Annotated in this window: 14 protein-coding genes; 1 reads left to right on the forward strand and 13 read right to left on the reverse strand. The window is 36.0% G+C overall.

The window, feature by feature from the left end; all coding sequences use genetic code 11:
- Nucleotides 1–178 precede the first annotated feature (178 nt).
- Nucleotides 179–631 (reverse strand): GatB/YqeY domain-containing protein, encoded by a 453-nt coding sequence (locus NEH75_RS00555; RefSeq protein ID WP_055304665.1) that lies wholly within the window; start codon nt 629–631, stop codon nt 179–181.
- 20 nt (nt 632–651) lie between these two features.
- Nucleotides 652–840 carry a 30S ribosomal protein S21 gene (rpsU, locus tag NEH75_RS00560; RefSeq protein ID WP_055244821.1) on the reverse strand — a complete coding sequence of 63 codons (189 nt, stop codon included), beginning with the start codon at nt 838–840 and terminating at the stop codon, nt 652–654.
- A 160-nt stretch (nt 841–1,000) separates the two neighbouring features.
- Between rpsU and NEH75_RS00565 the strand changes: the two genes are divergently transcribed.
- A complete protein-coding gene (locus NEH75_RS00565) occupies nt 1,001–2,314 on the forward strand; it encodes a lipid II:glycine glycyltransferase FemX (protein ID WP_262948319.1) in 1,314 nt (437 codons plus the stop codon).
- Between the two features lie 32 nt (nt 2,315–2,346).
- On the opposite strand, the gene NEH75_RS00570 is transcribed toward NEH75_RS00565, so the two are convergent.
- The 11 genes from NEH75_RS00570 to NEH75_RS00620 form a co-directional block, all read right to left on the reverse strand.
- The gene (locus tag NEH75_RS00570; protein WP_055244826.1) at nt 2,347–3,789 is read right to left on the reverse strand and encodes a UDP-N-acetylmuramoyl-L-alanyl-D-glutamate--2,6-diaminopimelate ligase; all 1,443 of its coding nucleotides are present in this window, start codon (nt 3,787–3,789) and stop codon (nt 2,347–2,349) included.
- Between the two features lie 21 nt (nt 3,790–3,810).
- Nucleotides 3,811–5,115 carry a tRNA (N(6)-L-threonylcarbamoyladenosine(37)-C(2))-methylthiotransferase MtaB gene (gene mtaB, locus NEH75_RS00575; protein WP_055244828.1) on the reverse strand — a complete coding sequence of 435 codons (1,305 nt, stop codon included), beginning with the start codon at nt 5,113–5,115 and terminating at the stop codon, nt 3,811–3,813.
- 33 nt (nt 5,116–5,148) lie between these two features.
- Nucleotides 5,149–5,895, reverse strand: a complete 747-nt coding sequence (locus NEH75_RS00580; protein WP_055277443.1) for a 16S rRNA (uracil(1498)-N(3))-methyltransferase — start codon at nt 5,893–5,895, stop codon at nt 5,149–5,151.
- A gap of 41 nt (nt 5,896–5,936) precedes the next feature.
- A complete protein-coding gene (prmA, locus tag NEH75_RS00585) occupies nt 5,937–6,881 on the reverse strand; it encodes a 50S ribosomal protein L11 methyltransferase (RefSeq protein ID WP_055277445.1) in 945 nt (314 codons plus the stop codon).
- A 211-nt stretch (nt 6,882–7,092) separates the two neighbouring features.
- On the reverse strand, nt 7,093–8,235 hold the full coding sequence (gene dnaJ / locus NEH75_RS00590) for a molecular chaperone DnaJ (RefSeq protein WP_055244834.1): 1,143 nt from the start codon (nt 8,233–8,235) through the stop codon (nt 7,093–7,095).
- A gap of 87 nt (nt 8,236–8,322) precedes the next feature.
- Entirely contained in the window at nt 8,323–10,131 is a 1,809-nt protein-coding gene (gene dnaK / locus NEH75_RS00595; RefSeq protein WP_055244835.1) for a molecular chaperone DnaK, read from the reverse strand.
- A 25-nt stretch (nt 10,132–10,156) separates the two neighbouring features.
- Nucleotides 10,157–10,714: a nucleotide exchange factor GrpE gene (gene grpE, locus NEH75_RS00600; RefSeq protein ID WP_055244837.1), complete on the reverse strand. Its 558-nt coding sequence runs from the start codon at nt 10,712–10,714 to the stop codon at nt 10,157–10,159.
- Between the two features lie 12 nt (nt 10,715–10,726).
- On the reverse strand, nt 10,727–11,749 hold the full coding sequence (gene hrcA / locus NEH75_RS00605) for a heat-inducible transcriptional repressor HrcA (RefSeq protein WP_262948320.1): 1,023 nt from the start codon (nt 11,747–11,749) through the stop codon (nt 10,727–10,729).
- A gap of 207 nt (nt 11,750–11,956) precedes the next feature.
- Nucleotides 11,957–12,271 carry a thioredoxin gene (gene trxA / locus NEH75_RS00610; RefSeq protein ID WP_055244841.1) on the reverse strand — a complete coding sequence of 105 codons (315 nt, stop codon included), beginning with the start codon at nt 12,269–12,271 and terminating at the stop codon, nt 11,957–11,959.
- Nucleotides 12,272–12,475: 204 nt separating this feature from the next.
- On the reverse strand, nt 12,476–13,225 hold the full coding sequence (locus NEH75_RS00615) for an amino acid ABC transporter ATP-binding protein (RefSeq protein ID WP_055277447.1): 750 nt from the start codon (nt 13,223–13,225) through the stop codon (nt 12,476–12,478).
- Between the two features lie 11 nt (nt 13,226–13,236).
- Entirely contained in the window at nt 13,237–13,974 is a 738-nt protein-coding gene (locus NEH75_RS00620; protein ID WP_262948321.1) for an amino acid ABC transporter permease, read from the reverse strand.
- Nucleotides 13,975–14,042 lie beyond the last annotated feature (68 nt).

A 14,042-nucleotide genomic window follows, 5' to 3' on the forward strand; every position in this document is an offset into this window, starting at 1 on the left:
ACACCAGTTGACAAAGAGCCCAAAAAAATAAAAGGAATCAAACTGCTCAATGAGCAGCTTAATCCCTCACGATTACAGGTATAAAATTTCTTCACCCACACCAGTTGATAAAGAGCCCTTTTTTTATGCACACTATTAATATCTCACTCATTAAAAAAAACACACATAAATGTGTGTTTTAGTTTTGGTTTAAGTAAGCTTTCACTAATGTACTTACTAGGGCACCGTCTGCACGTCCCTTTGTTTTAGGAACGATTGCACCCATCAACTTACCCATGTCAGATGGATTGATTGCGTTAATCATTTTAGCTGTTTCAGATATTAGTTGTTTAATCTCTTCCTCAGTAAGTTGTGCTGGTAAATAAGCATTTAAGTACACTAACTCTTGCTCGATTTTTTCTGCTAAATCTTCACGATCAGCATCTCTAAATTCTTTTAAAGAATCTCGACGTTGTTTAACTTCACGTGACAGAACAGTTAATTCCTGTTCTTCATTTAACTCTGCTACACCTAAATGAATTAATTCATTTTGTAAAGATGCTTTTAACATACGAATGACAGATAAGCGATCCTTTTGTTTCGCTTTCATTGCCTCTTTCATATCAGCGTTTAATTGATCGAGTAATGCCACTGAAATCACCTATTTAAAAATTAGTATTTGTTACGTTTGCTAGCTGTTTTACGAGCTGCTTCAGATTTTTGTTTACGTTTGATACTCGGTTTAACGTAATATTCACGTTTACGAGCTTCAGTAAGGGTACCTACTTTAGATACTTCTCTCTTAAAACGACGTAATGCATCATCTAATGATTCGTTTTTTCGAACTACAGTTTTAGCCACCACTAACCCTCCTTCCGCTTCGCTACGATTAACAGTAATATTATACAACATATATCGGGTTCTGTAAACAAAACAAAATAAATTCATTAAAATGATTTTATGTTATAATAATAAACGATAATAATATTATTGATAAACAAGAACTTAAAGGTGGAGTTTTATGAAATTTGTGACCAATTTATCAGCAGAACGTTTTAATACGTTTGCTGCCAGCCATCAAAAAAATCACTTTTTACAAAGCTACGAATGGGGAGTCTTCAAATCAAAATCACCTGACTGGTCATTCGATACCGTCGGATTAGAAGATACAGATGGAAACTTAGTTGCCGGAGCGCTTGTCCTGATTCGCTTCCTTCCGATTATCAAACGTCCTTTCTTATATGTCCCTCGCGGATATATTATCGACTTTAATGATGCTCAACTACTCCAAACATTCACAGAAGCGATGCGTCAATATGCCAAATCTAAAAAAGCAATCTTTATTAAAATTGATCCAGATATTAAATATGTTGATCGTACAGTTGATGGGGAAAAAGTTGAAGGTTCTGTCCCAAATAATGAACTTCTTCAAACTTTAACGAACTTAGGCTATCGTCACCTTGGATTCACTCAAGACTTTGATTCTAGCATTCAACCTCGTTATACATTCCGTTTAGATTTAACCCCTTCAGAAAAAGACTTATTACAAGGATGCCATTCTAAAACACGCTATAACATTAAGGTCGCTCAGAAAAAAGGAATTGAAATTGTTGAAGGAAATCGTGAAGATTTAAAAACGTTTGAAGCCATTATGCGTGTCACTGGTGAACGCGATGGGTTCTTAACACGTCCTCTCTCTTATTTCGAAGACATGTATGACACTTTAGCACCAAATGGAATGTGTAAACTTTACTTAGCTAAATTAAATACAGAACAGGCTTTAGCAAATATTGAAGAAGAATTAGCGCAAACGGAACAATCAATTTCTAATTTACAGACTCAACTTCAAAATAAAGAGTTAAATGAGAAAAAACGCCAAAAACTTCAAAATAAATTAGAACCTGAAGCAAATAAATTAAATAACTTAACGCAACAAAAAGAAGAGCTTCAAAAATTATATGAAGAACATCCTGCTGGCATTACCATGTCAGGAATTATTGCCACTTACTTTGGTAACAAGTCATGGTACTTATACGGAGCAAGTGATAATGTGTATCGTGAATTCATGCCTAACTATTATATTCAGTGGCAAGCTTTCACCGAAGCTAAAAAAGCTGGCTATGAAATCTATGACTTCTTTGGAATCAGCGGAAAAACAGACGAGTCTGATCCACTATACGGTCTATATCGTTTTAAAAAGGGATTTGGCGGAGACTTTACTGAATTCATTGGGGAATTTGATTACGTGATCGATCCAATCGGTTATTTCGCTTGGACCAAACTACTCCCACAATTTAAAAAATTCAAGAAAAAATTACGTCAGAAAAAGCATTAAAAAAAGTGTTCCTCGATTGAGGAACACTTTTTTTATCCAATTTGAAGTTTTTTACGTAAAATTTCTTTTGCTACTTCACGATCATCTAATTCAATATTTCCACTTTTCCAATATTGAACCTTTTCATGACCACGACCTGCAATTAAGACAATATCATTTTTCTGAGCTTTATTAATCGCTGCTTCAATTGCTTTAATACGATCAACAATGACTTCATAATGACTTTCTTCCATTCCTTGTGTCATTTCATTTAAGATATCGACTGGGTCTTCTGAATGAGGGTCATCCGTTGTAAAAATGACATCATCCGCATAATCCACAGATAATTTTGCAATCACGGGACGTTTTGTACGATCACGGTCACCTGGACAACCGATCACGACTTTAACAGAACTTTGTTTAATATCATTCACAAATTCTAAAACCTTCTCTACCCCATCAGGTGTATGAGCATAATCCACAATAACTGTAAAATCCTGTCCCTCATTAATAATCTCCATACGACCATCAACAGGCGATAATTTTGCAATCAATGAGACGATTTGTTCCATTGGCATTCCCGCTGCATAAGCCGAAGCCATAGCACCTAATGCATTATGCACATTAAATGTTCCAAGTAATGGTGTTTTCACTTCGTACTGACCTACTGGTGATTTCAAAGTAAAGGTCGTCCCAGATGTTGTCATCCTCACATCTAACGCTCTAAAGTCAGCATCCTTTTCAATGGCATACGTATAGAAACGTTGCTGAGCCGCTTTAAGTCGATTCACTAGTTGAATCCCATATTCGTCATCAAGATTCACAATTCCATAACCATCCGGCGTTAACATTGTAAATAATTTATATTTTGCTTCAAAATATTCTTCCATTGTTGGGTGGAAATCTAAGTGTTCGGGTGTTAAATTCGTAAATAATGCAACTTTAAAGCGACAGTAATCCACGCGGTGAAGTTCTAATGCATGTGATGAAACTTCAATCGCTACATTTTGAACACCGGCTTTAACCATGTTGTTAAACGTTTGTTGTAAGCTTAATGGTTCAGGAGTGGTATTTCTCGGTTCTATAAATACCTCACCATAACGAATTCCATTCGTTCCAATGTAACCAACATGTCCCTCAAATCCACCTAGTAAATGTTCTAAAATATAGGCCGTCGTGGTTTTACCATTTGTTCCTGTTAACCCAAATAAATTTAACTTTTCAGTCGGTTTATTAAAGATTAAATGGGCTAAACGAGGTAACTCAGCTTTTGTATCTGCCACAATGATTTGTGGAATCCCTATATTTTCAATCGATTGCTCACAAACAATAGCAACTGCTCCCGCAACTTCTGCCTGTTTTGCAAAGCGATGACCATCAACTGTATACCCCTTAATACAGACAAATAAATCACCTGGTTGAACAAGACGGTTATCAGTTGAGATTCCCGTCACTTTCAAATCAAAATCTACATCAAATAATAACTTAATATCCATGCCATCGCCTCTCATTCACTGTTACTTAACCATTTCCCCTTGACAGATTGGATAATCTGCTTTCACAACTTTAACTGGTACAACCTCTCCAATGAGATCAGGTGTCCCTTTAAACTCAACTTTCACATAGTTACTAGCATGCCCAACTAAGTACCCTTCATTTGTATGAGAGACTTCTTCCGGAATGACTTGTAACACTTTCCCTTCACATGAACTTGCATACTCTTTAGCTAATTGCTCACTTAATGCTAATAATTGATTCACACGCATTGACTTAATAAGTTCAGGCACTTGGTTTTCCATACGTGCAGCTGGTGTTCCATTACGAACTGAATAAGGGAAGACGTGTAACTCAGAGAATCCAATACGTTTAATTGTTTCTAATGTTTCATTAAATAATTCTTCTGTTTCACCAGGGAATCCAACGATCACGTCTGTTGTAATCGCTAAGTTATCAAATAACTCACGTAATTCAGTCACTTTTTGTTCAAACTCAGCTAACGTATATGGACGTTTCATCCCTTTTAAAATCGTATCTGAACCCGCTTGAATTGGCATATGTAAATGATTTACAATTTTATCCGATTTCTTCATCGCTGCAATGACATCATCTGTTACTTCTGATGCCTCAATCGATGAAATACGGATACGTTTTAATCCTTCAATCTCAATTAAGTCTTGTAATAACTTACCGAAGCTATAATCTTCTAAATCTTCTCCATAGGCAGCTGTGTGAATCCCTGTTAAAACTACTTCACAATGTCCATGTTCAACTAATTGTTTAACTTGTTCTATCACGACTTCTGGTTTTTGTGAACGAACAGTTCCACGTGCCCATGGAATGATACAGTATGTACAGAAATTATTACATCCATCTTGGATTTTTAATGTGGCACGTGTACGGTCTGAGAATTGTGTGACATTTAAAGTCTCAAATCCATCCACTTTAAAGACATTTTGAATTTGTGAAATAGGTTGACGCTCTTCACGATATTTTTGTACTAAGGCTGGAATTTGATCACGACCATGTGTCCCGATGACAATATCCACCCCATCAATATCCATAATCTCTTTTGGTTTCGTTTGCGCATAACATCCCATCACACACATCACGGCTTCTGGATTACGACGAATCGCACGTCGAATCACTTGACGACTCTTTTTATCTCCCGTATTTGTCACTGTACATGTATTAATGATATATACATCTGCTACTTCTTTAAAGTCTACTTTCTCATAACCTTCGTTTTTAAATAATTCCCATACCGCTTCTGTTTCGTAATGATTTACCTTACATCCCAGGGTATGAAATGCTACAGTTGGCATCAAAATCAATCCTTTCCATACTCTTGTTGTCTTTTATAATTCTAATGCGTACGAAATGGCACTTAAAATATAAATCGGTGCCGTTTCCGTCCTTAAAATACGTGGCCCTAACGCACAAGGTTTAAATCCTGATTGTAGTAATAATGTCTCTTCTTTTTCACTAATTCCACCTTCAGGCCCAACCACTACTAGCATCTTACCATTCGTTTGAATCTCCCTTAGTGATTGCTTTAACTGCGCTAACTGCCCTTGTTTTGCTGTTTCTTCATAGGCAAATAAACAAACATCATATTGTGAAGCTCGATCTAATAATTGCTTAAATGTATAAACATCAGTAACTGTCGGAACCATTTGTCGATGCGATTGCTCTGCTGCTTCTTTGGCAATCTTATTCCAACGTTCTACTTTCTTACTCGCTTTTTTCGCATCTAACTTTACAACTGAACGTTCCATATTAAGTGGAATAAACTCACTAGCCCCACATTCCGTTGCCTTTTGAATGACCCATTCAAATTTATCACCTTTTGGTAACCCATGTGCAATTGTCACTTCAATTGGAAGCTCTGTTTGTGCTTCAATTACAGAGTCTAATGTAACTTCAATCTCTTGTCCATTCATTTGCTTAATGGTTGCAAAGTGACACGCTTTATCTTCATTACATACAATAATTTGATCACCTGGCTCCATACGCATGACACGTGACATATGATGCGCATCATCACCCGTAATAATGGCACCATCCCCTTGAAATTGAGTATTGTTTAAAAAATAGCGTTGCATTCCATTGCCTCCAATGACTGATTATTCTCTATTTACAATTACTACTTGCAACCATTATAGATTGCCACAATAGCAACCCATCCATTCTTCTCTTTTACTTCAGTTACTGTAAAATGATGAGCATTTAATGCTTGTACCACTGCGTCTTTTTCATGATCGACAATTCCTGAACAGATAAATGTTTTACCAACCGGTAATACTTTTTCAACATCGCTTAACATATTAATGATAATAGGGGCTAAAATATTAGCTACCATTAAGGTTGGTTGTTGCCCTAAAGCACCTACTCCATCAATTAAATTATTTTTTTCAACTAAAATATTTTGACAATGATTCATTTCAATATTTTCTTTCGCACGAATCACAGCCATCGCATCTAAGTCGACGGCATAAACTGACTTCGCCCCAAGTTTTGACGCTGCAATTGCCAAAATTCCTGACCCTGTCCCAACATCGACCACAACTTGTTGAGAATTCACATATTTTTCGATTAATTCTAGACAAAGTTGTGTGGTTTCGTGTGTTCCCGAACCAAAGGCCATTCCTGGATCTAACATAATTTCAACGACCGATGGATCCGTTGTTGGCTCTAACCAACATGGCTTAATGACTAATGTCTTAGTGATTTCGATTGGGTTATAATGCTTTTTCCAACTATTCGCCCAATCTTCTTCATCTAACATTTTAATCTCCAATTTATTATGGTCATAATGATCCAGTTTTAAATTTAATAATTGCGTTCTTACAAACTCTAATTGATTTTCAATATCTGATGTGACCGCTAAGTAACCTTTAATAACCACACCTGTTGTTGGATAGTCATCAGGATTTAAGCGATAAATCTCACCAAAATGATCTTCATGAGCTTCTGTTAATGTATTTGAGTCTTCTACTAGTACTCCCTTTGAACCAGCTTCAATAAAAATATTGCTAACTAAATCAAATGCCTCATGAGTTGTATGAAAACTTAGTTCTAACCAGTTCATATGGTCACCTCATTTTAAATTATCGTACTATCCATTCAAGTTGTTATAACAATCAAATAACAATTCTCGACTCGATAGCTATTTTTTCTCATTTTCTAATTATAACACAAAATCAATCAAACATAAAATTATGTCTCTTTGTTTAATTCTGTAAATTTATAAATCTTTAGTATAAAAAAGGTTGTGAGAACAAAACTCACAACCCTTATTATTATTTAAAAGCTTTTTTTAACTTATCCCAAATTGATCCTGATTTATCTTCTAATTGATCAAATTCATGTAATAATTCACGTTGACGATGGTTAAGTTTTTTAGGTACGACTAATTTAACTTTAACGTATAAGTCTCCCGTCATTTCGCGGTTAATGTACTTAATTCCTTTATTACGAACTCTAAACTCAGTCCCTGATTGAGTTCCTTCCGGAATCTTCAACGCTACTTTACCATTTAACGTTGGAACTTCAACTTCTGCTCCTAATGCCGCTTGAGAGAATGAAATTGGAATTTCACAACGTAAATCGTATCCATCACGGATGAAGAAATCATGTGGTAAAACACGGAATGCGACATATAAATCACCACTTGGACCACCATTACGTCCCGCTTCACCTTGTCCACTTAAGCGGATTTGTTGTCCATCATCAATTCCTGCAGGAACTTTGACTTCAATTGTTTTTGTTTTATTAACTGTTCCACGACCATGACAAGCATCACACTTATGTTTAATTTTCTTACCAGCTCCATGACAATCTGGACAAACAGTTTGTGTTTGCACGCGACCTAAAATCGTATTTTGAACTTCAGTTACGCGACCGCTTCCACTACAACGTGAACATGTTTCCACATCATCTTTCGAACGCGCACCACTTCCACCACATTTCGTACACTCTTCTTCACGATTAACTGAAATTTCTTTCGTTGTTCCAAAGGCTGCCTCTTCAAATGAAATAGTAATGGCTTGTTGTAAATCATTTCCGCGTTGTGGAGCATTTGGATTACGACGACTGGCACCTCCGCCAAAGCCACCAAATCCTCCGCCGAACATACTTTCAAAAATATCACCAATGTCTTCAAATCCTCCGGCACCGCCGAAGCCTCCAAAGCCACCAAATCCACCTTGTCCACCAAAGCCTTCTGCTCCTGCATGTCCAAACTGATCATATGCAGCACGTTTTTGTTCATCACTTAACACATCATAAGCTTCTTGAACTTCTTTAAATTTCTCTTCTGCATTTTCCTCTGTTGAAACATCGGGATGGTATTGTTTCGCTAATTTACGATAAGCACGTTTGATTTCGATATCACTTGCTGATTTTGAAACCCCAAGGACTTCATAATAATCACGTTTTGCCATGCCTTTTTACCCTCCTTCTTTTACTTTCCTAACTATACCATAAAAAAAAGTCAAAGTCATAGTAGACTTTGACTTTTTACTTTTTTATTATACTTCTTTATATTCAGCGTCTACTACTGAATCGTCACCTGATTCTGCTCCACCTTGAGCGGCTTGCCCAGCTTCAGCTGCTTTTGAATAAACTTTAACTGCTAATTCTTGAGCCACTTTTTCAAGTTCTTCTTTTTTCGCTTTAATTTCATCTACATTTCCTTCGCTTAATGCTTTTTCTAATGCTTCAACACCAGATTCAACATTTGCTTTTTCTTCTGCAGTTACTTCATCCCCTAATTCAGTCACTGATTTTTTAGCTGCGAAGATTAATTGTTCTGCTTCATTGCGAAGTTCTGCTTGCTCTTTGCGTTTAGCATCTGCATCTGCATTTTCTTCAGCTTCACGTACCATGCGATCGATTTCTTCGTCAGTTAATCCTGATCCTGAAGTGATTGTGATACGTTGCTCTTTTTGTGTTCCTAAATCTTTTGCCTTAACATTTACAATACCATTTGCATCGATATCGAATGTTACTTCGATTTGAGGGATTCCGCGTGGTGCTGGTGGGATATCTCCTAATTGGAAGCGTCCTAATGTTTTATTATCGCTTGCCATTGGACGTTCACCTTGTAAAACATGAATATCTACTGCTGGTTGGTTATCTGCTGCAGTTGAGAATACTTGTGATTTTGAAGTTGGGATTGTTGTGTTACGAGGGATTAATACTGTCATAACTTGTCCCATTGTTTCGATACCTAATGATAATGGAGTTACGTCTAATAATAAGATGTCTTTAACGTCACCTTGTAACACTCCACCTTGAATTGCAGCACCCATTGCTACTACTTCATCTGGGTTTACTCCTTTATTAGGTTCTTTTCCTAATTCATTTTTAATCGCTGCTTGAACTGCTGGGATACGAGTTGATCCACCAACTAATAATACTTGATCTAAGTCATTAGCTGTCATTTTTGCATCTTTTAATGCTTGACGAACTGGTCCCATTGTACGTTCTACTAATGGTGCAGTCATCGCATCAAATTGTGCACGAGATAATGTTTTTTCTAAGTGTAAAGGACCTGTGGCATTCATTGAGATAAATGGTAATGAAATTTGGACTGAAGTTACCCCTGATAAGTCTTTTTTCGCTTTTTCAGCTGCATCTTTTAAACGTTGCATTGCCATTTTATCTGCTGATAAATCAACACCAGTTTCTGATTTGAACTCTTTAACTAACCAATCAATAATCACTTGGTCGAAGTCATCTCCACCTAAGCGGTTATCTCCTGCTGTAGCTAATACTTCGAATGTTCCATCTGCTAAATCTAAGATAGATACGTCGAATGTTCCTCCACCTAAATCATATACTAAGATAATTTGTTCTTTATCCGTTTTATCTAATCCGTATGCTAATGCAGCCGCAGTTGGCTCATTAATAATACGTTTTACATCTAAACCAGCGATACGTCCAGCATCTTTTGTCGCTTGACGCTCAGCATCATTAAAGTAAGCAGGTACTGTAATAACAGCTTCTGTTACTGGTTCACCTAAGTAAGCTTCAGCAGTCGCTTTTAAGTTTTGTAAAATAATTGCTGAAATTTCTTGTGGTGTATATTCTTTCCCTTCAACTGTCACTTTGTGGTTTGTTCCCATATGACGTTTGATTGACATAATTGTATTTGGGTTCGTAATTGCCTGACGTTTAGCCACATCACCAACTTGACGTTCTTCACCTTTAAATGAAACAACAGATGGTGTTGTACGAGCTCCTTCTGGATTAGCAATAACCTTTGCCTCTCCACCTTCCATTACAGAAACACATGAGTTTGTTGTTCCTAAGTCGATACCGATAATTTTACCCATAGAGATTCATCCTCCTTAATCTATATTATTCGCTAACTTTTACCATTGATGGTCGGATCACACGATCCTTTAGCTTATATCCTTTTTGTAACTCTTGTAATACCATTCCTGATTCTACACCTTCTACAGCTTCTTGCATCACTGCTTGGTGTACTGTTGGATCAAAAGCGACACCCTCTGCTTCGATTACTTCTACTCCTTCTTGTTTAAGAGCATCTACTAATTGAGCATGGATCATTTTAAATCCTGTTAAAAATGTTTTCGTATTTTCATCTTCAACCGTACTTGATAATGCACGTTCGAAGTTATCAATTGCTGGAATAATATTTGTTACAATTGATTGCGAACGATACTTTACTTCACGTGCACGTTCTTCATTCATACGACGCTTGAAGTTTTCAAGCTCTGCCGCATTACGTAGCAATTGATCTTTTAACTCTTCAATTTGCTGCTTTAAACTTTCAGTTTCAGAGATTGTTTCAACTGTTTCTGTTGCTTCACACTCTTCTTGGCAGCACGTTGATTCTACAGCTTCCACATTTTCTTCATTTAATTCCTCAACTGATTGGGCATCCTTATTCAATCGTCCCACCTCCTATTTATATAAATCAGACATGATTCGAGCAACTTGTTCAAGAAGTGGAATAATTTTACGATACTCCATTCGGGTCGGACCTAGTACCGCAATTTTACCAAATTCATGATCACTAATCTGATAAGGAACTGTAATTAGCGTACAATTCTCCATCGCTTTAATCTCATTCTCTTGTCCAATTTTAACCGTTAATTGATGGCCGTCTTCGTCGGCTTCTATTACTTTAACAATTTCATCAGCTTCAATCATATTAAATAAATGATACGCTTTATCTAAATCGTTAAATTCAGGTTGTTTTAAAATATTTGACTTCCCACTCAAAATATAATTTTGTTGATTTAATGACTGGGTTAAAAGTTGTAGCATCGCATACATAATTTCTTCTTTATAAGAAATAAAATCATGTAATTGATGTTCAAAACTTTCTGTCAATTTTTCATGAACATGTCCAATGTATTCTCCTACTAATAACTCATCGAGTGCTTTGATAATGCTTTCCATTCTAGTCATATCAATATTAGTTGGAAGAGTAATTGTTCGACTTTCTACATGGCCTTGATCTGTAATCAAAACAAACACCGCTTGACGTTTTGAGATTGGAACAAGTTGAATTTTTTTCACTCGACTATAATCTCTAGAAGGTCCAAGTAAAATCGATGTGTAGTTAGTCAAACTCGATAAGAGCTTCACAGCTTCTTTAATCGTTGTTTCACGTTCAAATTGTTTTTGATCTAACAATTGTCTAAATATTCCTACTTCTGGTGTTGTCTCCATCGGTTCTTGATTTACGATGAAATCTACATAATAGCGATAGCCTTTTTGACTTGGCACGCGACCACTCGATGTATGAGTTTTTTCAATAAATCCCAAATCCTCTAAATCTGCCATATCATTACGAATGGTTGCAGCAGAGAAGTTTAATTCCTCTTTTTTAGAAAGGATTCGCGAACCAACTGGTTGTGCAGTTTGTATGAACTCTTCTACAATTGCCTTTAAAACTAATATTTGACGTTCTGTTAGCAATGTAAACACCTCTTTTAGCACTCATTAACCCTAAGTGCTAATACCATTATATAAAACTCTATTAGCACTGTCAACACTATAGTGCTAATTTTTTTGTTTTTTATCTTTATTATACAAACTCAAATCAGACGTTTTCGAGATAGACAATGGCTGATAATAAAACAAAAGAAGGTACAATGCATAGTGTACCCTCTTTTTAAAATTTCATTATTTATTTGCTTCAATTAATGATAATAATGAGGCTTTAGGTTGGAAACCTACTGTTTGTTGAACTGCTTGTCCATCTTTGAATAAAATTAATGTTGGAATTGACATTACTTTATATTCAGCTGCAACTGCTGGACAGTTATCTACGTTTACTTTAACAATTTTTGCTGTTCCTTCTAACTCTGTTGCTAATTCATCTAAAACTGGTGCAATCATTTTACATGGTCCACACCAATCAGCATAGAAGTCAACTAATACTAATCCACTTGCGATTTCTTGAGCAAATGATTCTTCTGTTGCATGAATGACTGACATGTTCATTCCTCCTTTTATACCCTTTTTCTATACTTTAGTATAGCACATTTCCATGAAATTACAAATAATTTGCACTTTCCCCCATATTATCTCACATTTATCAGAATGTATCCACAAGAGCATGAACTAAAATTTTCAAAAACATGAATTTTATAGATCGTTTCATCATAACTGTCATTAAAAAATATGAACTGAATAACTCTCCTAAAGGCTCTTAGATAAATAACGATGTAAGAATTCTTTTGTACGCTCTTGCGTTGGATTGATGAAGATTTGCTCAGGTGTGCCTTCTTCAGCAATAACCCCTTTATCCATAAAGACCACACGATCACTAACCTCTTTTGCAAACCCCATTTCATGTGTTACCACAATCATCGTTAATCCTTCATCCGCTAACTGTTTCATGACATCTAAGATACCACCAACCATCTCTGGATCGAGTGCACTAGTTGGTTCATCAAACAATAACACTTCTGGATCCATACAAAGGGCTCGCGCAATGGCAACACGTTGCTTTTGTCCTCCTGATAGTTGTGTACTACTACAGTTTGCAAATTGCTCCATTCCAACTTTTTTTAAATAAAACATCGCTTTTTCTTTCGCTTCTTCTTTACTTCGTTTTAAAATTTTAGTTTGACCAATCATACAATTTTCCAAAACCGTCTTGTTTTGAAATAAATTAAAGCTTTGAAATACCATTCCCACTTTTGTTCGATGATGATTAATATTAATATTTCCCTTTAAAATATCTTTTCCATGATATAAAATTTCTCCACTATCTGGATTCTCTAATAAATTAATACAACGTAAAAGGGTTGATTTCCCGCTTCCACTTGATCCAATAATTGTAATAACTTCTCCTTTTTTTACATGAAACTCAATGTTATTTAAAACTTCTAAATTCCCAAAATGTTTTTTCAAACGATGGATTTCAATAATATGATTCGCTTCCACTATGATCCTCCTTAGTCAAGCGTATTAGGTACAGTTTGTGACGCTGGAAAAGATGTTTTAGGCAGATTCATTCTTTTCTCAATAAATCGCAAAATTTGCGCCGTAATCGTTGTCAACACTAAATAAATCAAACAAGTAATAAAAAATGTTTCTGAATATAACATCGCACTACCAGCTACTGATCGTGATTGAAAGAAAACTTCAATCACCCCAATGACATTTAGCATCGAACTATCTTTGATATTAACGATAAATTCATTTCCGATAGATGGGAATGAATTTTTGATGGCCTGTGGTAAAATAATGTACCTCATGGTTTGCGAGCTCGTCATTCCAATACTACGTGCAGCTTCAATTTGCCCCTTATCAATGGATTGAATCCCAGAACGAATAATCTCCGCCATATAAGCACCCGTATTCACAGAAATAATTACAATCCCTGCTGTCATCGCATCCCACCCAAGGACAGGTCTTAAGGCATAATATAAAAACATTGCTTGCACCATCATCGGCGTTCCTCTAAAGAACCACACATACAACCCCACAATCCAATGTAATACTTTTTTTATAGCCTTAACTCCCATCGAATCACGAGGTTCGATGGTAATGGCACGAATCCCTCCTAAAACAAGACCAATAACTAATCCAAATATTGTTCCCAATAAGGCTAATAATAATGTAATTTTAATCCCATACCAAAATAAATTAAAATTATTGTAACTATTCAGCCTAGTAGAAAAGAGTATCACAAAAAGGAGTGCTCATTTAGTGAAGTACTCCTTGTGAATGTTATGAAAATTGAATCGTATTTCCCATT

This window comes from Turicibacter sp. T129, from assembly GCF_025594975.1.
Classification (GTDB): domain Bacteria; phylum Bacillota_I; class Bacilli_A; order MOL361; family Turicibacteraceae; genus Turicibacter; species Turicibacter bilis.

What these genes read in the sequence shown, in the direction of transcription:
- NEH75_RS00565 (WP_262948319.1), top strand. Translation starts at nt 1,001, where the DNA reads ATGAAATTTGTGACCAATTTATCAGCAGAACGTTTTAATACGTTTGCT.
- NEH75_RS00570 (WP_055244826.1), bottom strand. Translation starts at nt 3,789, where the DNA reads ATGGATATTAAGTTATTATTTGATGTAGATTTTGATTTGAAAGTGACG.
- mtaB (WP_055244828.1), bottom strand. Translation starts at nt 5,115, where the DNA reads ATGCCAACTGTAGCATTTCATACCCTGGGATGTAAGGTAAATCATTAC.
- NEH75_RS00580 (WP_055277443.1), bottom strand. Translation starts at nt 5,895, where the DNA reads ATGCAACGCTATTTTTTAAACAATACTCAATTTCAAGGGGATGGTGCC.
- prmA (WP_055277445.1), bottom strand. Translation starts at nt 6,881, where the DNA reads ATGAACTGGTTAGAACTAAGTTTTCATACAACTCATGAGGCATTTGAT.
- dnaJ (WP_055244834.1), bottom strand. Translation starts at nt 8,235, where the DNA reads ATGGCAAAACGTGATTATTATGAAGTCCTTGGGGTTTCAAAATCAGCA.
- dnaK (WP_055244835.1), bottom strand. Translation starts at nt 10,131, where the DNA reads ATGGGTAAAATTATCGGTATCGACTTAGGAACAACAAACTCATGTGTT.
- trxA (WP_055244841.1), bottom strand. Translation starts at nt 12,271, where the DNA reads ATGTCAGTCATTCATGCAACAGAAGAATCATTTGCTCAAGAAATCGCA.